17 protein-coding genes are annotated in these 22,396 nt (G+C 61.3%); 10 read left to right on the top strand and 7 right to left on the bottom strand.

Going from position 1 to position 22,396, the window contains the following annotated elements; translation table 11 throughout:
• Positions 1 to 14: 14 nt before the first annotated feature.
• Entirely contained in the window at positions 15 to 1,451 is a 1,437-nt protein-coding gene (locus ILFOPFJJ_RS12510; protein ID WP_173510862.1) for a glutamine synthetase family protein, read from the bottom strand.
• Positions 1,452 to 1,585: 134 nt separating this feature from the next.
• Here ILFOPFJJ_RS12510 and ILFOPFJJ_RS12505 point away from each other — a divergent pair, with 134 nt between their 5' ends.
• The 3 genes from ILFOPFJJ_RS12505 to ILFOPFJJ_RS12495 all read left to right on the top strand — a co-directional run bounded on the left by ILFOPFJJ_RS12505 (position 1,586) and on the right by ILFOPFJJ_RS12495 (position 6,109).
• Positions 1,586 to 2,770, top strand: a complete 1,185-nt coding sequence (locus ILFOPFJJ_RS12505; protein ID WP_173510861.1) for a BaiN/RdsA family NAD(P)/FAD-dependent oxidoreductase — start codon at positions 1,586 to 1,588, stop codon at positions 2,768 to 2,770.
• Between the two features lie 269 nt (positions 2,771 to 3,039).
• Positions 3,040 to 3,180, top strand: coding sequence for a hypothetical protein (locus tag ILFOPFJJ_RS12500; RefSeq protein WP_173510860.1), 141 nt, complete (start codon positions 3,040 to 3,042; stop codon positions 3,178 to 3,180).
• A 403-nt stretch (positions 3,181 to 3,583) separates the two neighbouring features.
• On the top strand, positions 3,584 to 6,109 hold the full coding sequence (locus ILFOPFJJ_RS12495) for a methyl-accepting chemotaxis protein (RefSeq protein ID WP_173510859.1): 2,526 nt from the start codon (positions 3,584 to 3,586) through the stop codon (positions 6,107 to 6,109).
• Positions 6,110 to 6,181: 72 nt separating this feature from the next.
• Here ILFOPFJJ_RS12495 and ILFOPFJJ_RS12490 read toward each other — a convergent pair whose 3' ends face one another.
• Positions 6,182 to 6,355 (bottom strand): hypothetical protein, encoded by a 174-nt coding sequence (locus tag ILFOPFJJ_RS12490; RefSeq protein WP_173510858.1) that lies wholly within the window; start codon positions 6,353 to 6,355, stop codon positions 6,182 to 6,184.
• Positions 6,356 to 6,442: 87 nt separating this feature from the next.
• Here ILFOPFJJ_RS12490 and ILFOPFJJ_RS12485 point away from each other — a divergent pair, with 87 nt between their 5' ends.
• On the top strand, positions 6,443 to 7,324 hold the full coding sequence (locus tag ILFOPFJJ_RS12485) for a LysR family transcriptional regulator (RefSeq protein WP_173510857.1): 882 nt from the start codon (positions 6,443 to 6,445) through the stop codon (positions 7,322 to 7,324).
• Positions 7,325 to 7,507: 183 nt separating this feature from the next.
• Here ILFOPFJJ_RS12485 and ILFOPFJJ_RS12480 read toward each other — a convergent pair whose 3' ends face one another.
• Positions 7,508 to 7,747, bottom strand: coding sequence for an SMc00767 family acetate metabolism repressor (locus ILFOPFJJ_RS12480; protein ID WP_173510856.1), 240 nt, complete (start codon positions 7,745 to 7,747; stop codon positions 7,508 to 7,510).
• Positions 7,748 to 7,870: 123 nt separating this feature from the next.
• The gene (gene aceA, locus ILFOPFJJ_RS12475) at positions 7,871 to 9,160 is read right to left on the bottom strand and encodes an isocitrate lyase (RefSeq protein ID WP_173510855.1); all 1,290 of its coding nucleotides are present in this window, start codon (positions 9,158 to 9,160) and stop codon (positions 7,871 to 7,873) included.
• A gap of 231 nt (positions 9,161 to 9,391) precedes the next feature.
• Between aceA and ILFOPFJJ_RS12470 the strand changes: the two genes are divergently transcribed.
• Positions 9,392 to 10,801, top strand: a complete 1,410-nt coding sequence (locus ILFOPFJJ_RS12470) for a helix-turn-helix domain-containing protein (protein ID WP_173510854.1) — start codon at positions 9,392 to 9,394, stop codon at positions 10,799 to 10,801.
• On the opposite strand, the gene ILFOPFJJ_RS12465 is transcribed toward ILFOPFJJ_RS12470, so the two are convergent.
• Positions 10,795 to 11,748, bottom strand: a complete 954-nt coding sequence (locus tag ILFOPFJJ_RS12465; RefSeq protein WP_173510853.1) for a fatty acid desaturase family protein — start codon at positions 11,746 to 11,748, stop codon at positions 10,795 to 10,797. The genes ILFOPFJJ_RS12470 and ILFOPFJJ_RS12465 overlap by 7 nt on opposite strands.
• 340 nt (positions 11,749 to 12,088) lie before the next feature.
• Between ILFOPFJJ_RS12465 and ILFOPFJJ_RS12460 the strand changes: the two genes are divergently transcribed.
• The 4 genes from ILFOPFJJ_RS12460 (at position 12,089) to ILFOPFJJ_RS12445 (ending at position 16,332) form a co-directional block, all read left to right on the top strand.
• Entirely contained in the window at positions 12,089 to 13,183 is a 1,095-nt protein-coding gene (locus ILFOPFJJ_RS12460) for a polyamine ABC transporter substrate-binding protein (protein WP_173510852.1), read from the top strand.
• Positions 13,184 to 13,445: 262 nt separating this feature from the next.
• Positions 13,446 to 14,591: an ABC transporter ATP-binding protein gene (locus ILFOPFJJ_RS12455; RefSeq protein ID WP_376741411.1), complete on the top strand. Its 1,146-nt coding sequence runs from the start codon at positions 13,446 to 13,448 to the stop codon at positions 14,589 to 14,591.
• Between the two features lie 4 nt (positions 14,592 to 14,595).
• Positions 14,596 to 15,507: an ABC transporter permease subunit gene (locus tag ILFOPFJJ_RS12450; protein ID WP_173510850.1), complete on the top strand. Its 912-nt coding sequence runs from the start codon at positions 14,596 to 14,598 to the stop codon at positions 15,505 to 15,507.
• Between the two features lie 3 nt (positions 15,508 to 15,510).
• The gene (locus ILFOPFJJ_RS12445; RefSeq protein WP_173510849.1) at positions 15,511 to 16,332 is read left to right on the top strand and encodes an ABC transporter permease subunit; all 822 of its coding nucleotides are present in this window, start codon (positions 15,511 to 15,513) and stop codon (positions 16,330 to 16,332) included.
• Positions 16,333 to 16,361: 29 nt separating this feature from the next.
• On the opposite strand, the gene ILFOPFJJ_RS12440 is transcribed toward ILFOPFJJ_RS12445, so the two are convergent.
• Positions 16,362 to 18,188 (bottom strand): AsmA family protein, encoded by a 1,827-nt coding sequence (locus tag ILFOPFJJ_RS12440; RefSeq protein WP_173510848.1) that lies wholly within the window; start codon positions 18,186 to 18,188, stop codon positions 16,362 to 16,364.
• 173 nt (positions 18,189 to 18,361) lie between these two features.
• On the opposite strand from ILFOPFJJ_RS12440, the gene ILFOPFJJ_RS12435 reads away from it, so the two are divergent.
• A complete protein-coding gene (locus ILFOPFJJ_RS12435) occupies positions 18,362 to 20,314 on the top strand; it encodes an acetoacetate--CoA ligase (RefSeq protein WP_173510847.1) in 1,953 nt (650 codons plus the stop codon).
• Between the two features lie 352 nt (positions 20,315 to 20,666).
• Here the strand turns inward: ILFOPFJJ_RS12435 and ILFOPFJJ_RS12430 are convergent, their stop codons facing one another.
• On the bottom strand, positions 20,667 to 22,349 hold the full coding sequence (locus ILFOPFJJ_RS12430; protein WP_173510846.1) for an ABC transporter permease: 1,683 nt from the start codon (positions 22,347 to 22,349) through the stop codon (positions 20,667 to 20,669).
• Positions 22,350 to 22,396: the final 47 nt, after the last annotated feature.

Below are 22,396 nucleotides of genomic sequence, written 5' to 3'. Positions count from 1 at the left end.
GAGGTGCCTTTCGGTCAGACGTTCAGAAGCAGGAATTCGCGTTCCCACGGACTGATCACCTGCATGAATGTCTCGAATTCACCACGCTTCACGCCGGCATAGATGGCGATGAACTCGGGCGTGAAGACGTCGGCGAGCGAGGGCGCCGATTCGAGCAGCGAAACCGCCTCGAGCAGGCCGCGCGGCAAATCGATTTCGCCTTCGTTGGCGGTGTCCTCGGTCGGTGGCGAGGGCTGCAGGTCTTCGATGATGCCGAGATAGCCGCAGCCGAGCGAGGCCGCGAGCGCCAGATAAGGGTTGGCATCCGAACTCGGCAGACGGTTCTCGATGCGTCTCGCCGCCGCGTCCGAGACCGGGATGCGGAATGCCGTCGTCCGGTTGTCGTAACCCCAGGCGGTATTCACCGGCGCCGACATGTCAGGAGTCAGCCGCCGGTAGGAGTTCACATATGGCGCCATCATCGCCAACGTCCTCGGCACGTAATGCTGCATGCCGCCGATGAAGGAGAAGAATTCCTTCGATGGGGATCCGTCCGCATTCGAGAACAGATTGCGACCGGTATTGATCTCGACGACCGACTGGTGAATGTGCATCGCCGAGCCGGGCTGGCCCTGCATCGGCTTCGCCATGAAGGTCGCGTAGATGCCGTGCTTCAGTGCCGCCTCGCGAATCGTGCGCTTGAACAGGAAAACCTGATCGGCAAGCTCGATAGGGTCGCCGTGCCTGAGGTTGATTTCGAGCTGGGCGGGACCCTCTTCGTGAATGAGAGTGTCGATCTCGAGGCCCTGCTTTTCGGAGAAGTGGTAGATATCGTCGATCAGTTCGTCGAATTCGTTGATGCCGGCGATCGAATAGCCCTGACCGCCGAGGATCGAGCGGCCGGAGCGACCCTTCGGCGGACGCAGCGGATAGTCGGGATCATCGTTCTGGGCGACGAGATAGAACTCGATCTCGGGCGCGACGACCGGTTTCCATCCTTTCTGGCGATAGAGATCGACCACGCGTTTCAGAACGTTGCGCGGCGTATAGCTGATCTGCTCGCCCTGCGAGCCGACGATGTCGCAGATCACCTGCGCCGTCGGGTCAGTCTCCCAAGGTACAACGGAAAGAGTCGAAAGATCGGGCATCAGCTTGATGTCGCTGTCGCGCGAATCGTAGCGGAACTGTTCGGTTTCGTCGGGATATTCGCCGGAAATCGTATGACGGTAGATCGCCGAAGGCAGGGCGAGCGAGGTGTTCGACGTGAACTTGGAGGTCGGCATCATCTTGCCGCGCGGTACGCCGGCAAGGTCGGGTGTGATGCACTCGATGTCTTCGATGCCGCGGATCTTGAGCCAGTCGACTGCTTCCTTCCAGGTCTTCACGCCTCGGAGCGAATGCAGGGCGACGGGTATTTTCGAACTCTTGCTGATCTTTGCTGCTTGTTGGGCGACACTTCTCTTGGAGGGCATAAATCACCGGTTTTGGCTTCGGATAGCGCATCATAGCCGGAGTTTGGCGATTGGCTAGAGCGGCTTCGGCGGTTCACGATTGACTTTTGGTTCTGCCGTCGGAAAGGAAGACGCAAACGCAAAAAGGGTCTTCCGTGGCAGAAAAACATGATGTGGTAATCATTGGGGCGGGCGCCGCGGGCATGATGTGCGCGATCGAAGCGGGAAAACGCGGACGCCGCGTGCTCGTGCTCGACCACGCCAAGGCGCCCGGCGAGAAGATCCGCATCTCCGGCGGCGGGCGCTGCAACTTCACCAACATCCATGCCGCTCCGAAGAACTTCCTTTCCGACAATCCGCATTTTTGCAAGTCGGCGCTCGCGCGCTATCGGCCGCAGGACTTCGTCGCACTCGTCGAGCGGCATGGCATTGCTTGGCACGAGAAGACGCTCGGCCAGCTCTTCTGCGATCACTCGGCGAAGGACATCATCCGCATGCTGCTCGCCGAAATGCGGGAGGCAGTCGTGGCGCTCCGGCTTGCAACGGCGGTTTCGACTGTCGAGAAGATTGCATCCGGTTTCCGCGTGATGACCAATGATGGTGCCGTCGAGGCTGCGTCACTGGTGGTGGCGAGCGGCGGCAAGTCGATCCCGAAAATGGGCGCGACGGGCTTTGCCTACAGGATCGCGGAACAGTTCGGTCTGCCGATCGTCGAAACGCGGCCGGCATTGGTTCCCTTGACCCTCGATCCGGTACAGCTCGAAAAGATCGGCGAACTGGCCGGCGTCGCGGCCGATGCCGAGGCGCGCTGCGGCAAGGCCGCTTTTCGCGAAGCGGTGTTGCTCACTCACCGCGGCTTGAGCGGACCCGCCATCCTGCAGATATCCTCCTATTGGCGCGAAGGCGCGGAGATCGTCCTGCGCCTGATGCCGGACATTGACATTGCCTCCATTCTCAAGGGGATGCGTCGAACGAACGGTCGCCAGGCGACGCACACGGCCTTGGCCGACATCCTGCCGCGGCGGCTGGCGCAGTTTTTCACGGAGGAAGCAAAATTGACGGGACGGATGCTTGCCGACCTTTCCGACAAGGCCATCGATACATTGTCGGCATCCATCCAGAGCTGGGCGCTGAAGCCCGCCGGATCGGAGGGCTACAGGACCGCGGAGGTTACGCTCGGCGGCGTCGACACCCGTGCGCTGGACTCCCGGACGATGCAGGCGAGGGAGGTTCCCGGGCTTTATTTCATCGGGGAATGCGTTGACGTCACCGGGTGGCTCGGCGGCTACAATTTCCAATGGGCCTGGGCTTCCGGTTTTGCCGCCGGTCAAGAGGTGTGACCATCCGGAAAAATTGGTGATTTGCCTTTTCAGCCATTGTTAACGGAAATGGTTGAACCTGATTTTTGTGGCTGCACTGCCCGCGGAGGACCGGGGTGGTCCCTAAACGGAAACCACACTGTTTCCATTTCATGGACTTTCCTTGGCCGCAGGATGAAGGCACCATGATCAGCATGGTAGCCGGGTTGGCTGCCGGAAACTCAGACGGTTACAGCGGCCTTTGCAGGTCTGAAAAGATGCGTGGCGCTGTAGGACAAGGACAGGATGCCATGACCCACTTACGCCGCCGTCCCCGCGCTGTTGCGGTTGCCCGCAGGGAGCAGAGCCACTTGCCCCATGAACTGATTGCCTTCGGTGCGGTTATCGCGCTCTTTCTCGTCGTGACCTTCACGGCATTCGCGTCCCTCTGAGTCTGGATTCGAGACAGGGAGGCGGTCAGCGCCCTCCCAAGTGAAGCCGAGTTCGCGTTGCTCAATTCGCGGTGGCTCTGATCGAAGCTAATGGCCGTTCGCAAAATCGTCCTGGCCGCCATCGCCGCTCCAAAACCGCCGGCCGCTTATACAAATTTTAATCGTTCAAATCGACTATGGCGTCCAAGTGAGTTCCGTCAGGGCCTCGCTGCCTTAAGAGGTGGCGCGGGTCCCGCAATGATTGCCGGCGGACTGGCGGCGTGCGCCGCATGATTTCCCAAAAAACATCAGCCTGTTTGCGCATCGGGTGGCTTCCGGGCGTCCTCCGCAAGTGATCACTTGGCGCGGGTACGTCCAGCCATCGGGGGAAGCGAAACGCGAGCTGCGAGCCAAGGTGTTTTCCATGTTCATTGATAGGATTCTCGCCCGCTTCAAGATTCAGACGAAGGTTCTGTTCTTTATCCTGCCGTTTGTCGTCAGCATCTCGGCTGTCGGCATCACCGGCCTCTACGCGTCGGGCCTGCTGCAGGGCCGCATGGAGATTTCAAACAGCGTCCTGCAGACGCTGAGCGGCTTCAAGGACGTCTATGCGGGCATGAACAATTTCCTGTACAAGACGACCGAGGAGAACCGCGACGCGGTTCGCGGCACGATCGCTGCGCAGAAGGATATCCTCACGCAGACCGCCGCACAGGTCACCGGGCAGAACGGACAGGAAGAACTGACCGCCGCGATCGCTGCGACCAGCGACATCGAAGCACGCATCGAGGGCCTTTGGACGCTGCATGTCGGCGAGAAGGAGCTGCGTGCGGCCATGACGGCCAATCTGGAGCGCCTGGTCTCCGAGCAGGCGAAGATCAACGAGGAGACGAACCGCCTGCAATACGCGGTGCGAAAGGACGAGAACGCGGCGAAGACGATGCTGAGAAACGCCGAAAAGCTCTTGCGCGCAAGCCGCTTCTTTGCGGAATTCGGCACCGAGGTCAGCAAGGCGACAACGGTCGAAGAGAAGATGAAACAGGTGCAGGACCGCTTCCCGAAAATCGGCCGCACGCAGCGCGAGATCTTCACTTTGCTGCCGAAGGGCGAAAAGTCTCTCGCCGATACCGTCAATTCCGCGTCAAGCGAGATCGGTGCCTTGATCAAGGCTCCCGTCGGACCTGAAACGCTTGCCGGCATTTCGAAATATGTCGATCGCTTCCGCACCGCGAGCTTCCGTCTGGAAGCCGCCTCCGTCGGGAAGATGCGCGAAGCCACGCAGATCTTCAGTGAGCTCGATGAAAAGATCGCAAGCACCGAATCCGTGCTGACTGCGACACGCAGGCTTTCCACATCGATCACCGACATTCAGATCGCCGCGGCCGCCTTCCTGGGCAGTACGACCGAGGAAAATCGCAAGCGGCTTCTGGACAAGTTCCTTGCCGTTCAGGCCAATTTGACAACGCTGCGCGGCGTCGCCACGGGAATGAGCTTCTTCGACACGACGGCGGATGCACTTCTGCCGATCATCAACGTGATGAAGAAGGATAGCGTGGCGCTGGTCGCGAGCTCCGAGAAGCGAACAGCCGAGTTCAATGCTGCCGGCGAAACGATCAATGAAATCTGGGGAGACCTGACCAAGTTCGCTGAGCAGCAGAAGGTTGCCGCCGGTACCGAGCGGGACGAGGCGAACCAGATCTCTGTCGCCGCGACCATCGCCGGCGTCATCATCGCGCTGCTTGCCGGCATCGCGCTGACGCTGACGCTGAAGAAGCCGATAGGCCAGATCACTGCTGCGATGCGGCGGCTCGCCGACGGCGTGCTCGACACGGCGATCGACGGTGGCGCGCGGCGCGACGAGATCGGCGACATGGCGCGTGCGCTCGGCGTGTTCAAGGAAAACGCCCTTTCCAAGGTGCGCATCGAGGCCGAAAGCGAAGAGCAACGCGCTCGCGCCGAGGCTGAACGCAGGCGCAACGATGCCGAGAAGCGCGAGCTGGACCGGCAAATCGATCTTGCGGTCAGCGAGCTTGCTGCCGGCCTCGGACGCTTGGCACAAGGCGATCTGTCACGCCAGATCGAGGTCCCCTTCCACGGTCGGCTCGAGCAACTGCGCACGGACTTCAACGGATCGCTCATCCGGCTTCAGGATACGCTGGCCCAGATCCGGATGAACGCCCAGGCAATCCAGCAGAGTGGCGCGGACATGCACCATTCCGCCGACTCGCTCTCCAAGCGAACGGAAGCCCAGGCGGCTTCGCTCGAGGAGACTGCGGCCGCTGTCGACCAGATCACGGCCACCGTGCGCTCCTCGGCAGAGCGTGCACACGAGGCAAACCTCGCCGTGTCGCAGACCAAGAAGAGCGCGGACAGCTCGGCTACGGTCGTCACCAATGCGATTGCCGCGATGGGGCGCATCGAGGAGGCTTCGCGCCAGATCGAGCAGATCATCGAGGTCATCGACGACATCGCCTTCCAGACCAACTTGCTGGCCTTGAACGCCGGCATCGAAGCGGCACGCGCCGGAGAGGCCGGTAAGGGCTTTGCCGTGGTCGCCCAGGAGGTCCGGGAGCTGGCGCAACGGTCGGCCGAGGCGGCTCGGGAAATTAAGGGGCTCATCAACAAGTCGACCGACGAGGTCAATTCCGGCTCGCATCTCGTCAAGGAAACGGGTGCGGTGCTCGCCTCGATCAGTGCCCAGATCGTTGCCATCAGCCAGCATGTCGAGATGATCGCGACGGCAAGCCGCGACCAGGCGGCGGCTCTGAACGAGGTCAACGGCTCCGTCAACCAGATGGATCAGATGACCCAGCAGAATGCATCGATGGTCGAGGAAGCCACGGCCACCAGCCGCGCGCTTGCAAGCCAGGCGGATACGCTGATGATGCTCGTCGAGCAATTCCGGCTGGAGCCGGAAGTGGCGACCGGCCAGACCTATCGCGCCGCCTGAGGCAACTACAGGAAACTCCACGCCGCGCGCTCAATGGCGCGCGGCGTCGTCGATTTGGCAGGGGGCGAAAGCTCAGACCGTGCCGCAATCTTCGCGGCATTTCTCCGGCGGCAACTTCCGTGTGATCGCGGAAATCAGGCGGCCCATCAGGGCCTTGCGCCGCGGCCGGCGCGGTTCGAAGGACTCCTCCCAGCGACGGTTCCTGGAAAGCATGTCGAATAGATAGGCCATTGCCATCATGTCCATGGTGATGCTCCTCAGTTCGGGCATCCCCTTTTTTATGCATTCAAAAATGTTTTACATACAGTCTATTTCCCCATATATTTTTCACCCATGAAAAATATGGATTGGGACATCTACCGTTGTTTCATGACGGTGGCCCGCGCCGGTGGCCTGACCGGTGCGGCTCAGGCAACCGGCTTGAGTCCGGCAACCATCGGCCGGCGGATGCTGGAGATCGAGGAACGCACCGGGCGTTCACTTTTCGTGCGCAGCCAGACCGGATATGTCCTCACCGCCGACGGACGCTTTCTCTTCGAGCAGTTGCAGGAGATGGAAGCGGCGGCGCGCAAGGTCGAGAGCTGGCAAAAGGAAGGCGAGGGCATGCCGGTCGTCCGCATTGCGGCCGGAACCTGGAATTCGTGGTTGATTGCCGAGAATTTTCCGGCGATCTGCACCGAGCGCGACGCCTTTGCCATTTCGCTTTCGATCGGTGAGGCGCGGGCGAATCTTGCTTATCGGGAGAGCGATATCGGCATTCGCGCCTTCGAGCCGGAAGAGACCTATCTGGCCTCACGGCTGGTCGGCGAAGTGGCCTATGCCGCCTATCGCCAGAAAAATGCGCCCGGCGGCGGGCCGGAGCGCTGGGTTGCGGTCGCGGAGGAGGAGGCGATCTCGGCCTATCTGCGCTGGCCGCACGATCAGGCGGCCGGGCGCATCGTTGCGACGGTCGGCCGCCCCCGGTCGTTACTCGATCTCGTGCGCGCCGGGGCGGGAAGGGCGGTTTTGCCCTGCTTCGTCGGCGACCTCGATCCGCTGCTGGAGCGGACGGGCGAGGAAATCGAGGCGCTGCGACATCGGCAATGGATCGTCATGAACAACGAGGACCGGCACAGGCGGGAAATCCGTACGGTTGTCGACCGGATGACGCGACTGCTGCGCAGCCACGTGGATCTGTTTGCCGGCAAGCGCCCACGGCGGACCTCCTCTGCATAGGACCGCGAACGGTCACCGGCCGATTTGCGGTCGGCCGGTGACCTTGTTCTCTGGATGGAAGGCTATCTCTTCAGCCCCTGTCGCGAGTGACGGCCACGGGAATCCACCGTCTGCGGGACAGGGCGTCGCGCCAGTACATGCCAGAGAGCGTCAGGACGAGCGCGACAGCCGCCAGCGCGAACATCACGACCGTCCTTGCGTGACGATGACCGGCATGAGGAGATCGCCCCAGTTCCCTTCGCCGCCATGATGGCGCGCCGAGCGCACGAGCTCGACCGATACGCCGGCGTCAACGGCCTTCATGACCGACTGGTTGAGGCGATGCAGGTCGTTTGCGACCATGCGAATTGCTGCCTGCTGGTCCGGGGTCATGGCCGACGACTGTTCCTCGGCCCGTTCCTTGACGCGTGTCTGTACTGTCATTGGCGTTGCTCCTTCGGAGGTTAGAGCCGGATGCGGGGGGCGTTTCGCATTCATCCCGCTCGGTTCGAGGTTCCATTGCTTCCGGGGCGCGCGGCGGGCAGGGATGCCGCGCGCCCGTACCCTTTATTCTGCGGCCGGGCGGAACTGGTCGTGCTCGGTCGATTCCTTCATGGCGGTGGTCGACGATTGGCCGCCGGTGATCGCCAGCGACACGGCATCGAAGTAGCCGGTGCCGACCTCGCGTTGGTGCTTTGTCGCTGTGTAGCCATTCGCTTCGGCGGCAAATTCCGCTTCCTGCAGCTCCGAATAGGCGGCCATCTGCCGGTCCTTGTAGCCGCGCGCCAGTTCGAACATGCCGAAGTTCAGCTGGTGGAAGCCGGCGAGCGTGATGAACTGGAATTTGTAGCCCATCGCACCGAGTTCACGCTGGAACTTGGCGATCGTTGCGTCGTCGAGGTTCTTTTTCCAGTTGAACGACGGCGAGCAATTATAGGCGAGCAGCTTGCCGGGATGCGCCTTGTGCACGCCTTCGGCGAATTTGCGTGCCTGCTCCAGATCCGGCTTCGAGGTCTCGCACCAGATGAGGTCGCAGTGCGGCGCATAGGCGACGGCGCGGGCGATGCAGGGCTCGATCCCGTTCTTCACCTGATAGAAACCTTCGACGGTGCGGCCGGCATCATAGTCGACGAAGGGCCGGTCGCGCTCGTCGATGTCGGAGGTCAGGAGTTTTGCTGCTTCCGCGTCGGTGCGTGCGATGACAAGGGTCGGCGTGCCCATGACGTCGGCGGCAAGCCGCGCGGCGTTCAGGTTGCGGACATGCGCGGCGGTCGGGATCAGCACCTTGCCGCCGAGATGACCGCATTTCTTTTCCGACGCGAGCTGATCCTCATAGTGAACACCAGCCGCACCCGCCTCGATGAAGGCCTTCATGATCTCGAAGGCGTTGAGCGGTCCGCCGAAGCCCGCTTCGGCGTCGGCAACGATCGGCGCGAACCAGGTCTCGACCGAAAGCCCCTTGCCTTCCGCGGTTTCGATCTGATCGGCGCGCTGCAGCGTGCGGTTGATGCGTTTCGCCAGCTCGGGCGCCGCATTGGCCGGATAGAGTGACTGGTCCGGATACATCGCGGAGGCCGTGTTGGCGTCGGCGGCGACTTGCCAGCCGGAAAGATAGATCGCCTTCAGGCCGGCACGAACCATCTGCATCGCCTGGTTTCCGGAAAGCGCCCCGAGCGCATTGACGAAATCCTCCTCGTGGATGAGTTTCCACAGACGGTTGGCGCCCATTTCAGCCAGCGAATACCGGATCTCGACCGAGCCCCTGAGCCGCTTCACGTCTTCGGCGGTATACGGCCGTTCGACGCCATCGAAACGTCCCTGGGGCGCACTCGGAACGAGATTGTAAAAATCAGTCATTCTGTTCTCCTTGCCAAATCTGATAGCTCTTCGACTTTTGGCCTATGCCGATTTCAAGCCGTAAGATCATGTGACAGTTTTTACATTGCACTGCATAAATCTGCCACGGAAATCAAAGTTCCGATCGAATCAAAAGGGTTATCTTGTCTTGTGTTTGACAAGGCGAAGCAGTAAAGTTGTAAATGTTGTTAATACCGTTCCGCGGGCTCCGGTTTGTAAAGGGAGTTACAAATGGCCGAAAACAAGATCTTTGCCGGGCCGCGCGTCAGACGTATCCGCAACGGTCTTCAACTGACGCAGACGGCGATGGCGGAGGCGCTCGGCATCTCTCCGTCCTATCTCAATCTGATCGAGCGCAACCAGCGGCCGCTGACGGTACAGCTTCTTCTCAAGCTCGCCTCCGTCTACAAGGTGGATCTTGACGAGTTGCAGGGCGAAAGCGGTAGCGGCCTGGCGCAGTTGCGCGAGGTTTTCGCCGATCCGCTCCTGGCCGGCGAGCTGCCCGGGGATCAGGAGCTGATCGAAATCACCGAAGCGGCGCCAAACGCCTCCGGAGGCATCGTCAAGCTCTACCGCGCCTATCGCGAGCAGGCATCGCGGCTGAAGGACCTTGCCGATCTCCTGGCGGGGCAGGGGCACATGGCGGCGCTTTCGGACACTCGACTGCCGATCGACGAGGTCCGCGAAGCGTTCGAGGCCCGGCCCAACCATTTCGCTCGGATCGAGGAGGCGATGGAGGCGTTTCACGCCGCGCTCTCGCCCGGTGACGACCTTGCCGGAGCGCTGAAGGCTTGGCTCAAGAAGGAGCATGGCCTCGTCGTCAGGACACTGCCGGTGCATGCCATGCCGAACCTGCGGCGCCGTTTCGACCGACACTCGATGCGGCTCTTTATTTCCGAACGCCTGTCGCCTTTCGACCAGGCGCGGGAAATCGCGATGGAAGTGGCCTCGATTGCCTGCCACGAAGCAATCGACGCCGAGTTGGAGCAATTCCGCTTCGCGACTGCCGAGGCGCGCCGTATCGGTCGCTTCGAACTCGCGCGCTATGCCGCTCATGCCGTCATGATGCCTTATCAAGCGTTCCTGGCCGCTGCGCAGCGCGCGAAATACGACCTCGACGTCTTGAGATCCCGCTTTCAGGTATCATTTGAACAGGCGGCCAATCGACTGACGATGTTGCAGCGTCCCGGCGCCGCGGGCATCCCGTTTTTCCTGATGGAGATCGACAATGCCGGCCACCGCCTGCGTCGAGCGGGCGCGCTCGGCTTTCCAAATGCGCGCTTCGGCGGCGCCTGTCCGAAGCTCAACATCCATGCCGCTTTCGCCGTGCCGGGCCAGATCCTCGTCGATCGCGTCGAAATGCCGGAGGGCAGCGAATTCCTGGTCGTTTCGCGGACGCTCGACGGACCGCAGGCGGGCTTTCAGGAAAGGGTGCGACGCACGGCGCTGCTCATCGGCTGTGACGTCGGCTTCGCGGAGGAGGTCGTCTACGGCGCTTCGAGGATGCCGGCGGTGCCGGTCGGTGCAGCCTGCCGCCTCTGCGAGCGGCAAGGCTGTCTGGCACGCGCCGAACCGCCCGTTACCCGCCCACTTGGCCTGGACGAGATGGCGACGGGCCTCAGCGTTTTCGATTTTCAGTAACTGGCCGGGTGCTGATTGGGCAACAGCGGCGCCTCGGGCGCGAAGCATTCCGCGGCAAGCCCCGTGCTGTAACCGCGGGTGATGTGGGCCTTGTCCGCATAGGCCTTGTTTCGCATCAGAATCGCATGGAGTTCCGGCAAATTGTAATAGGGCACGCCGGGATAGAGATGGTGCTCGAGGTGGTAGTTGATGTTGTGCGGCGCGAAAAAGAGCTTTTCCCACGCATGCGGGTAGACGGTCCGTGAGCTCGTCAGTTCGTCGCTGTAGTCCATGCTGCCGAAATGTTCGGCGACGCTGCGCACGTAGAGAAAGAGGCAGAAGAACGTGAAGAATGGCACGAGCCAGTAGAGCACGAATTCGCGCCAGATACCGAGCATCGTAAAAATGGCAGCGGCCGCCAGATAGAAACCGAGCCGCAGCGCCTTGTAGCCCCGCGTCGAACGGTCGCTTTTCGAGATCCTCCTGGCCATGTGAAGGAGGTCGCGGATCGAATTGACGGCGACGAGATAGCCGAGCAGCTGTGTGATGCCGCGAGCCAGTTTTTGCGGAAAGGTGAACTGTGCCAGATCGCGCTTTGCGATCCAATCCGGGTCGTCATCGGTATTGGCGTGCTGGTGGTGGGCAAGGTGGTTCTGGCGATAGCCGTCAACGGTCGCCAGCACCGGCCAGGCCAGCAGAATGTCGCTCATCCAGTCGCTGAGTTTGCGATTGCGGATGATGCGGTAATGGGCCGCCTCGTGAACCATGCAACCGAAGGCATGCATTCGCCCGGCGATCAGAGCGACGGCGATCAGGTAGATCGGCATATTGTCGGCATATTCGCTGACGGCGATCGCCGCCGCGATGATGGCCCAGTCGGTGGCGATTGCCGTTAGTGATTTTCTCGGCTGCAGAACCGAGAGGCGTTTCAGTTCCCTCGGGTCGATCCTGCGGTTTCGCTCGCTCATGACGTGGTCCGGACGCTGATACACAACCGCCGGCAAAGTCGCACTTCCACTAAGGTTAATCAATCGTAAACAAAGCTGCGAATCGGCATCTTGGCACTATGGTTAACGCGTGTGAGCGTCCCGCATCGGGACGGAGCAACCCGGAGCGCCGCGCCATAAGTGCCCGTTTTTGCTTGCGCTTGCCAAAATGCGTGCAATCCGAGATGGTGCCTTTATCCGGCGCGAAAGCGCTTGAGGTTGGCGAGAAAGATGCCTAACCTCGGCTGCGGACCGATCAAGATTGCGCTGGATCGCACGGATCAGCGGCTCTTGCCGAGAACCGATAATAATGAGGGAACTGATGTCCAAAATCATAATCGCAACACTGGCAGCCGCGACGCTCGCGGGATCGACCATGCTCGCGTCAGCACAGGAGCGGGTCGTCAACGTCTACAACTGGTCGGATTATATCGACAGCAGCATTCTCGAGGACTTCACCAAGGAGACCGGCATCAAGGTGGTCTACGACGTCTTCGACTCCAACGAAATATTGGAAACGAAGCTGCTCGCCGGCGGCTCCGGCTATGACGTCGTCGTGCCGACTGCCACCTTCCTCCAGCGTCAGATCGCCGCGGGCGTCTTCCAGAAGCTCGACAAGTCGAAGCTGCCGAACCTGCCCAACATGTGGGACGTGATCATGGAGCGTACGGCGAAGTACGATCCGGGCAACGAGTATGCCGTCGATTACATGTGGGGCACCACCGGCATCGGCTACAACGTCGACAAGATGAAGGAAATCCTGGGCACGGACGAAAAGCCGAACTGGGATGTCATCTTCAAGCCCGAACTGGCCGCGAAATTCAAGGACTGCGGTATCCACCTTCTCGATTCCCCGACCGATATCGTTCCCTCGGCGCTCGCCTATCTCGGCCTCAATCCCGACAGTCACGAGCAGGCGGACCTCGAAAAAGCCGGCGAACTGCTGACGAGCATCCGCCCCTATGTCCGCAAGTTCCACTCGTCTGAATACATCAATGCACTCGCAAACGGCGACATCTGCCTGGCCGTCGGCTTCTCCGGCGACGTCTTCCAGGCGCGTGACCGTGCGGCAGAGGCGAAAGCCGGCGTGACGGTCGATTATTCGATACCGGCACAAGGCGCGCAGATGTGGTTCGACATGCTGGCAGTCCCGGCTGATGCGCCGCATGCTGCCGAAGCGCATGAGTTCATCAACTACATGATGAAGCCGGAAGTCATTGCCAAGGCGTCGAATTACGTCTTCTACGCCAACGGCAACAAGGCCTCGCAGCAGTTCCTGGACAAGGAAGTCTTGGAAGACACGGCAATCTATCCGTCGGATGAGGTGATGCAGAAGCTGTTCACGGTCACGCCGTTCGAGGCCAAGGAGCAGCGGGTCTTGACCCGGCTCTGGACCAAGGTCGTCACCGGCCAGTAAGAGCGGAAGCGAATTGCCCGGCCTCAAATCCGAGCAATTTTTTTGGAGCGGGACGAGTGAAACGTGTCGTCGTTTTTCGCCCGTCTTCCGCTCGGGGTAAGATTGAATGGGCGCTACTGCATGTTTCCTTAAATCGTAGCCGACTTAAGGATAAAAACATGCAGCCATTCAACGTGCTACAGCGTCCTTTGCGTGTCTGATGAGACGCACGGCGCTGTAGAGTCAGGACGGCGCGCCCATCGGCTGTGTCATTCGGGGATAGATGATGAAGTCTCTCGGCAGTATCCGGCGGTCCTTCGCTCCATGGGCGGACCCGGCCTCCAAACCATTCATTTCCTTCAAGAACGTAACCAAGAAATTCGGGGACTTCACGGCGGTCGACGATCTCTCGCTGAACATCTATACCCGGGAATTCTTCGCTCTCCTGGGCGCCTCGGGCTGCGGGAAATCGACCTTGCTGCGCATGCTTGCCGGCTTCGAGCAGCCGACGTCGGGCGAGATCATTCTCGATGGCCAGAGCTTGGCCGGCATTCCGCCATATCGGCGGCCGGTCAACATGATGTTCCAGTCCTATGCGCTGTTTCCGCACATGACGGTCGAAAACAACATCGCCTTCGGCCTGAAACAGGATGGCATGCCGAAGACCGACATTGCCGAGCGCGTCGCGCAGATGCTGAAGCTCGTCAAGCTCGAGAAATTCGCCAAGCGCAAACCTCACCAGCTTTCCGGCGGCCAGCGCCAGCGCGTCGCGCTCGCCCGCTCGCTTGCCAAGCGCCCGAAGGTGCTGCTGCTCGACGAGCCGCTCGGCGCGCTCGACAAGAAGCTGCGCGAGGAAACCCAGTTCGAACTGATGGATCTGCAGCAGGAACTCGGCCTGACCTTCGTCGTCGTCACGCACGACCAGGAAGAGGCGATGACCATGGCCGACCGCATCGCCGTCATGAGCCACGGCAAGGTCATTCAGGTGGCGACGCCGGCGGAAATCTACGAGGCCCCGAATTCACGCTTTGTCGCGGACTTCATCGGCGATGTGAACATTTTCGATGGCACCGTCGCCGCTGCGGAAGACGGCCGCGTCCGGGTCGAGACGGCGAGTGGCGTGCCGATCCGCATGGCCTCGTCGGAGAAAGTCTCGACGGGAGCCAAGGCTGCGGTCGCCGTTCGGCCGGAAAAGATCCGGGTCAGCCGGCAGGCGCCCGCACATGCGCCGCTCAACGCGGCCGAAGGCGAGATCTGGGACATCGGCTATCTCGGCGACATGACCGTCTTCCATATTCGCCTGAAGGACGGCAAGGTCATCAAGGCGTCGTCGCTGAATGCCGTGCGCGCGGTCGAGGATCCGCTTGGCTATGACCAGCAGGTGTGGGTCTCGTTCGGTGAAGATGCTGGCGTGGTGTTGAAGGATTGAAGCCATGGCAAGAATCGCGTCAGCCTTCGTCAGCCGCCTGGTCATCATCATTCCTTATGCCTGGCTGCTTTTCTTCTTTCTGATCCCCTTCTTCATCGTCTTCCGCATCTCGCTCTCGCAGACCGCGGTTGCCATGCCGCCCTACACGCCGGTCTTCGATCTGGCCGGCGGCCTTTCGGGCATCCTCGAGAAAATGCGCGAGTTCTCCGCCGACAATTATGTCTGGCTGACCGAGGACGTACTCTATTTCAATGCTTATGTTTCGAGTGTCATCATCGCGGCCGTTTCCACTTTCCTGACGCTGTTGATCGGTTATCCGATCGCGTACGGAATGGCACAGGCGCCGCGTTCTCTCCGCCCGACGCTGTTGATGCTGGTGATCCTGCCCTTCTGGACAAGCTTCCTGATCCGTGTCTATGCCTGGATCGCCATCCTGAAACCCGAGGGCTTGCTCAATCAGTTCCTGATGTCGATACGTGTGATCGATCAGCCGCTGATCATCCTCAACACCAACTGGGCGATCTACATCGGCATCGTCTATTCCTATCTCCCTTTCATGGTGTTGCCGATCTATTCGGCGCTCGAGAAGATGGACCACACGCTGACGGAGGCTGCCCAGGACCTCGGCTGCACGCCGATCACGGCGTTCTGGCGGGTAACCTTTCCGCTATCCCTCGCGGGCGTCGTGGCCGGCTGCCTGCTGGTCTTCATTCCGGCGGTCGGCGAGTTCGTCATCCCGGACCTGCTCGGCGGTTCGGAAACGCTCATGATCGGCAAGACGTTGTGGAACGAATTCAATGCCAACCGCGACTGGCCGGTGTCCTCGGCGGTGGCAACGATCCTTTTGCTCATCCTGGTGCTCCCGATCGTCTATTTCCAGAATGTGCAGGCGAAAGCCGATGGTGAGGGGAGATAGACGATGGCAAAATGGTCGCGCTTCAACATTGTCTCCGTCGTCCTCGGCTTCGGCTTCCTCTATCTGCCGATCGTGCTGCTCGTGATCTTCTCGTTCAACGAGTCGAAGCTCGTGACCGTCTGGGCCGGCTTTTCGACGCGGTGGTACGGTCAGCTCTGGCACAATCAGGGGCTGCTTGATGCGGCCTGGGTCACCATTCGCGTCGCGCTGCTGTCGGCGACCTGCGCGACGGTGCTTGGTACGCTGGCGGCGCTTGCGCTCGTACGTTACACGCGCTTTCGCGGCCGCGTGCTCTTCTCCGGAATGGTCTACGCGCCGCTCGTGATGCCGGAGGTGATCACCGGCCTGTCGCTGCTGCTGCTCTTCGTTGCCATCGGGCTCGATCGCGGCTTCTGGACGATCACGCTGGCCCACATCACCTTCACCATGTGTTTCGTCGCCGTCGTGGTGCAGTCGCGTCTTCTGAGCCTCGACCAGTCGATCGAAGAGGCGGCGCTCGATCTCGGCGCGACGCCGGTCAGGACGTTCTTCGCAATTACCCTGCCGGTGATTGCGCCGGCAGTCTTTTCCGGCTGGGTGCTCGCCTTCACGCTGTCGCTCGACGATCTGGTGATTTCGAGCTTCACCACGGGGCCGGGGGCCACGACGCTGCCGATGAAGATCTACAGCCAGGTTCGTCTCGGCGTGACGCCCGAAATCAACGCGATCTGCACGATCCTGATCGGTGTCGTTGCACTCGGCGTGCTCGTCGCGTCAATCGTGACGAAGCGGCGGGAGGTCCAGCGGGAGAGAGACGAGCGCGCCGCATTTGCCGCGGTAGGCTGACTCCGCCGGGGGCAGGGGTCGCTCGCCGTCTATTGCGGCTCCACAAGGACGGAGAGCGGCGAGATAACCGCATTTGGCCAGGTCCCGCCGACAAAGAAGCGCAGCGGCTGGTTGACCGTCGTCGGATTTTCGAGTGTTCCGGCGAGCGCGAGGCTGCCCGTGCGGTAAGGGATGACGCCGGTGATCGCCATGCCGCCCGACGGCCCGGTAAAATTCGCCCGGTTCAGTCGCGCCACGCCGGCGCCGAAGATCGCCTCGATATCGGCTGCCTGGAAGTCGAACGCCCCGGCGCTCGCCTCGGAAAGAGAGAAGAATTCTCCTCGTCGGACGAGGTCGACGAAGGCGTTCGCATCGAATCCGGCGAGGCTGCCATTCGCCAGGGAAAATGTCACGCGACCTGAAAGATCGGACGCGCTGGTCGCCCAGACAGGATGATCGGTCGCAAGATCGAGATTGAGGGTGCCCCTGCCGCTTGGCGTCGGGCCCTTCAGGCCGAAACCGTCGAGTACGGCGGCAAAGTCGGCATCTTTCAGGCTCATCTGCAGCTTGCCGCCATGTTCCGGCCCCTTGTCGGATAGCACCGCTCGGCCGCTGAGAATGCCGTTTGCATAGGTGCTGTCACCGATGTCGAGCGACACCCGGTTGCCATTGATCATCACGCCGGCTGCCACCTCAGTGAGATGCAGCGGACCGACGAGCACTTCCTGCGATGAAAGCCGCACGTCTGCACGCCAGGTGCCGAAGAGGGATTCCGCCATTTGCCATTCGGGGTCGCTGGTGCCCGCAGACTTTGCATTCGGGGGAGTGATGCCGTTGAGATCGATGCGGTCGAAGGCGAGCGTTCCTTCGACACGCGGCGTGTCGCCGGCCGGAAACGCGATGTCCAGGACACCAGTCGCAGTGGCGCCGCCCATCACCAGTTGCAGATCGTCGAGTTTGAGCGTCTTTTCGCCAGTTGCCACCATGGCATCGATGCTGAAAGCACCTGCAGGAAGTGACCCCGACGAAGTGCCCTGATACCAGGCGAGAAGCGCGGACAGCGACGGTGCCGATGCCTGCAGATGGCCGGAGGCAAAGGGATACATCGAAAGATTGCCGATGCCTTCGAAGGAGAAGGTCAACGGGGCCGAGGTCAGCGATGTCCTGAGCGATGCATTGCGACCGGCAAAGAGGGCGAGCGGCTCGTCGCAGATCAATGCCCAGTCAATCGCCTGGCCGCCGATGGTCGTTGAAAGCTGGGCGCTCACGCGCTCAGCAAAGGATGGCCATTTGACGGTTCCGGAGATCGCCGGAACGTCGATGTCCAGGGCGCTGTCGGCCATTCGGTCGAGGATGCGGATCCGGCCGTTTTCGATCGTTATGTCGCCGAAGGGTGTATCCTCCTCGACCGTCGTCTCCTCAGGCAGGCTCAGCCAGTGCGGCCGTTTCCAGTTGACGGTTCCGTCGGCGGCGCGCTCGATGGTGACGACCGGATCGACGAAGCGGATATCGTCCAGCGCCGGTTCGCCGCGAAGCGCCGCAAGCAAGCTGAAGGATGCGGTGATGCGGCCGATATGCGCAAGCGGGCGCGGGGTTGGCTCGTCGGTTTCGATCGTCGCCGAGGACAGCGTCAGCTCAGGCTCCGGCCAGAAGCGGATTTCCGGTTCACCGCCAATCCTGCTCTTGCCGCCCGACCAGCCGTCGAGCATCCGTTCCATCGTCGCGCGCGCATCGGTCGTGGAAATGACCAGCGGCAGCGCGGCGTTGTACGCGATGGCGAGGCCGATGCCGATCCCGGCGGACCAGACGAGGTGACGCCGGCCGATCCGCGACCGAAGGCTGGAACTGCGCCATATATGCAGGATCTGTCTCGTCATTTCGGTCGGATTTTCGCTTGCTCTCGTGTCAAGCCGTCTGGATAGGCCTTCGGTTTTGATAAAGCAAATACGGCTGACAGGGAAATGTCGTCATCGCGATGCCGAACTTGCCGCATGCTGTTTATTTTGCATTGCAGCATGGTATAGAAACACGCAGAGGAGTGGAGGAAAGCATGCAAGCAGATCGACCTTTGTGGGTTCCTGGTGCCGAGATTCTCGAGCGAAGCCCAATGGCTCAATTCATGTCGTGGTGCGGGCAACGGTTCGGCCGGAATTTTGCCGACTATGACGCCTTCCATGCGTGGTCCGTGGCCGAGCGCGGCGACTTTTGGACCGCGGTCTGGGACTTTTGCGGGGTTGTCGGTGATCGCGGGGAGCGCGCGCTCATCAACGGCGATCGCATGCTTGACGCCCGCTTCTTTCCGGACGCCACGCTGAATTTCGCAGAAAATCTGCTGCGCAACAGCGGCGCCGGCGACGCGCTGGTCTTTCGTGGCGAGGACAAGGTTAGCTATCGCCTTTCCTGGGACGAATTGCGCGCCCTGGTATCGCGCCTCCAGCAGGCGATGAAAGCGCAGGGCATCGGTAAAGGCGACCGCGTTGCCGCGATGATGCCGAACATGCCCGAGACGATTGCGCTGATGCTTGCGACCGCGTCGATCGGCGCTATCTGGTCGTCCTGCTCGCCCGACTTCGGCGAACAGGGGGTTCTCGACCGCTTCGGCCAGATCGGCCCCAAACTGTTCATCGCCTGCGACGGCTATTGGTATAACGGCAAGCGGCAGGATGTCGCCGACAAGGTGGGCGCTGTAGCCTCCAGGCTGGCCGTGCCCACCGTCATTGTTCCCTATGCGGGGGACAGCGCCTCGCTGGCCGGCGCGGTCGAGGGCGGCGTGACGCTTGCCGATTTCATCGCGGGCTTCGAAGCCAAGCCGCTCGTTTTCGAGCGGCTGCCGTTCAGCCATCCGCTCTATGTCCTGTTTTCCTCCGGTACCACCGGCGTGCCGAAATGCATCGTGCATTCGGCCGGCGGTACGCTGTTGCAACACCTGAAGGAACAGCGCTTCCATTGTGGTCTGCAGGAGGGCGCGAAGCTCTTCTACTTCACCACCTGCGGCTGGATGATGTGGAATTGGCTGGTCTCCGGGCTAGCCTCGGGAGCGACCCTTTGTCTCTTCGACGGCTCGCCCTTCTATCCGAATGGCAACGTTCTCTTCGACTATGCGGCGGAGGAACGTTTCGCGATCTTCGGAACGTCGGCAAAATATATCGATGCGGTGCGCAAGGGTGGCTTCACGCCGGTAAGCACCCATGACCTGTCCGCCCTGCGGCTGTTGACGTCGACAGGTTCGCCGCTCTCTCCGGAGGGCTTTACGTTCGTCTACGAAGGGATCAAGTCGGACGTGCAACTCGCCTCGATCTCCGGCGGCACCGACATCGTGTCCTGCTTCGTGCTCGGCAATCCCCTGAAGCCGGTATGGCGCGGCGAAATCCAGGGACCCGGCCTGGGGCTCGCCATGGACGTCTGGAACGACGAAGGCCGACCCGTGCGCGGCGAGAAAGGCGAACTCGTTTGCACCAAGGCGTTTCCGTCGATGCCGGTCATGTTCTGGAACGACCCCGAGGGCACCAAGTACCGCGCAGCATATTTCGAGCGCTTCGACAATGTTTGGTGCCACGGTGATTTTGCCGAATGGACACCTCATGGCGGCATCATCATTCATGGCCGTTCCGATGCGACGCTCAACCCGGGCGGCGTGCGGATCGGCACGGCGGAGATCTACAACCAGGTCGAGCAGATGGAAGAGGTCGCCGAGGCCCTCTGCATCGGCCAGGACTGGGAGGATGATGTCCGGGTGATCCTCTTCGTTCGGCTGTCGCCGGGTGTCGAATTGACCGACGAACTGACGAGGGCCATCAAGAACCGCATCCGCACCGGCGCCTCGCCGCGTCACGTGCCGGCGAAGATCATTGCCGTCGCGGATATTCCGCGGACCAAATCGGGCAAGATCGTTGAGCTTGCGGTTCGCGACGTCGTGCATGGCCGACCGGTCAAGAACAAGGAAGCGCTGGCCAATCCCGAGGCGCTCGACCTCTTTGCCGGGCTCGACGCATTGAAAAGCTGATCCTTGGAGCGGGATTGCGGCTCCTGTGCTATCCCGCTGTTTTCCCGGCTGTTCCACCCCATAGATCATGTGCCCGCGCGTTAACCGGTCCACGTCCGGCGAATTAACCAAATCGTCGGAGTTGCGCGCGAATGCTTAAGATTGTTGGAGCAAAAAGTAAGATCCTGTTTACATTTGGCGGTGCATGGTCGAACCAACTTGAGGCCGACCAGTCAAGGGCCGGTGCCGCAGCAGCGATGTTGCCGCAGACATGATGTCACCTTTTCTCGAGCATTTGTTGGTTAGCATCGACTCCAGAGGCGGCTTTCGGCTGCCTCTTTTTTATTTTCGCGCAGCGGATCGGCGGTTACGGTCAGGGACGGCGTTCAAGTGATCTCGACACCAGAATGACCGGGATCATGCCCGCGATGACGATGATCATCGCCGCGACGGAGGCGTCCTCGACCTTTGCGCGCGAGGCATCCTCGTAGACCAGAGTGGCAAGGGTGTTGAAGTTGAAGGGCCTCAGCATGATGGTTGCCGAGAGTTCCTTCATCGTCTCGATGAAGACGAGCAGTGCCGCCGTCAGCACCGCGGGTCGCATCATCGGCAGAAGCACTGTCCGCAGTGTTTGGCTGCTCGTGCGTCCGAGCGCGCGCGCCGCCATGTCGAGATGCGGCGACAATTTCTGGAAGCCGGCCTCGAGCGTGCCTTCTGCCATGGTGAGGAAGCGGACTGTGCAGGCATAGATGATAGCAAAGCCGGTGCCGCTCATCAGGAGCCCGGTCGAAATTCCGAACAAATCTCTCGCCTGCGCATCGATGGCATTATCGAGTGCTGCAAGCGGAAAAAGCACGCCGATCGCGAGAACCGTACCCGGCACACCATAGCCAAAGGAGGCCAGGCGGCCGGCGGCATCCGTGATGCGGGAACGCCCGGTCCGTGCGGCGTAAGCTAGAACAAATCCCAGAAGCACGGCGACAAGCGCGGTCAGGCCGGAAACCAGGATGCTATGCAACAGCGCATTCAGAAGGCGTGGCGCCAGAAACTGATCGAGACGTTTCAGCGCGTAATTCCCCAGCACGAAGAACGGAATGGCAAAGCCCGACAGCATCGGGAGCAGGCAGACGATCGTCGCGGCCCATTTTTTCCAGCCCGACAGCGTAAGCCTGGCAAGATCGTGCACGGCGGCCGTCGTCTTTTGACTGGCGAAGCGCTGCCTGCGGCGGGCAGCACGCTCGACCATCATCAGTGCAACGACGAAGAGCAGCATGATGCACGCGATCTGCGCGGCGCCCGCCAGGCTGCCGCGGTTGAGCCAGGTGTCGAAAATCGAGAAGGTCAATGTCTGAACGCCCAGAAACTCGACCGCTCCGATGTCGTTCAGCGTTTCCATGGCGACAAGCGTCAGGCCGATCATGATGGCCGGCCGCGCCATCGGGATCTGGATCCGGAAAAAGACCTTGAGCGGCCCGGCGCCGAGGGTACGTGCCACGTCTGCGGCCGCGCGCCCCTGCATCAAGAACATCGAGCGGCAGGCGAGATAGATATAAGGATAGAGCACCGAACTCAGAACGAGCACCGCGCCGCCAAGCGAGCGCACATCCGGAAACCAGTAGTCCCGGCTCGTCTGGAAACCGAAGACGACCCGGATCAGCCCCTGGACAGGACCCGTGAAGGTGAGAAGTTCGCCGAAGGCGTAAGCCGCGAGATAGGCGGGTATCGCCAAAGGCAGAACGAGCGCGGCGGAAAGAAAACGGCGTAGCGGAAACTCGCAACTCGCCACCAGCCACGCGGTCAGAATGCCGATAAAGGCCGTCGCCGCACCCGTCAGCACCACGAGCAGCAGTGTTCGTCCCGTGGCGCGGGGGATGACGTTTTCAATGAGATGCGGCCAGTCCGCGCTGCCACCCGAAACAGCAAGCCAGGCAATGGAGATCATCGGCATCAGGACGACTGCCGAGGCGACTATAGCCCAGATCGCGAGCAACGGATGGCCAAGACCCGTTCCCGAGCGGGTATAGCGTTTTCTGAGGCTCCTGGATGTGGACTGCAAGCGATCGGTCCCGAGACGAAGCGGTAAGGTAAAGGCTGCCGGGGACC

The organism is Sinorhizobium psoraleae (assembly GCF_013283645.1).
Classification (GTDB): Bacteria; Pseudomonadota; Alphaproteobacteria; order Rhizobiales; family Rhizobiaceae; genus Sinorhizobium; species Sinorhizobium psoraleae.
This window is presented reverse-complemented; position numbering and strand designations above follow the sequence as displayed.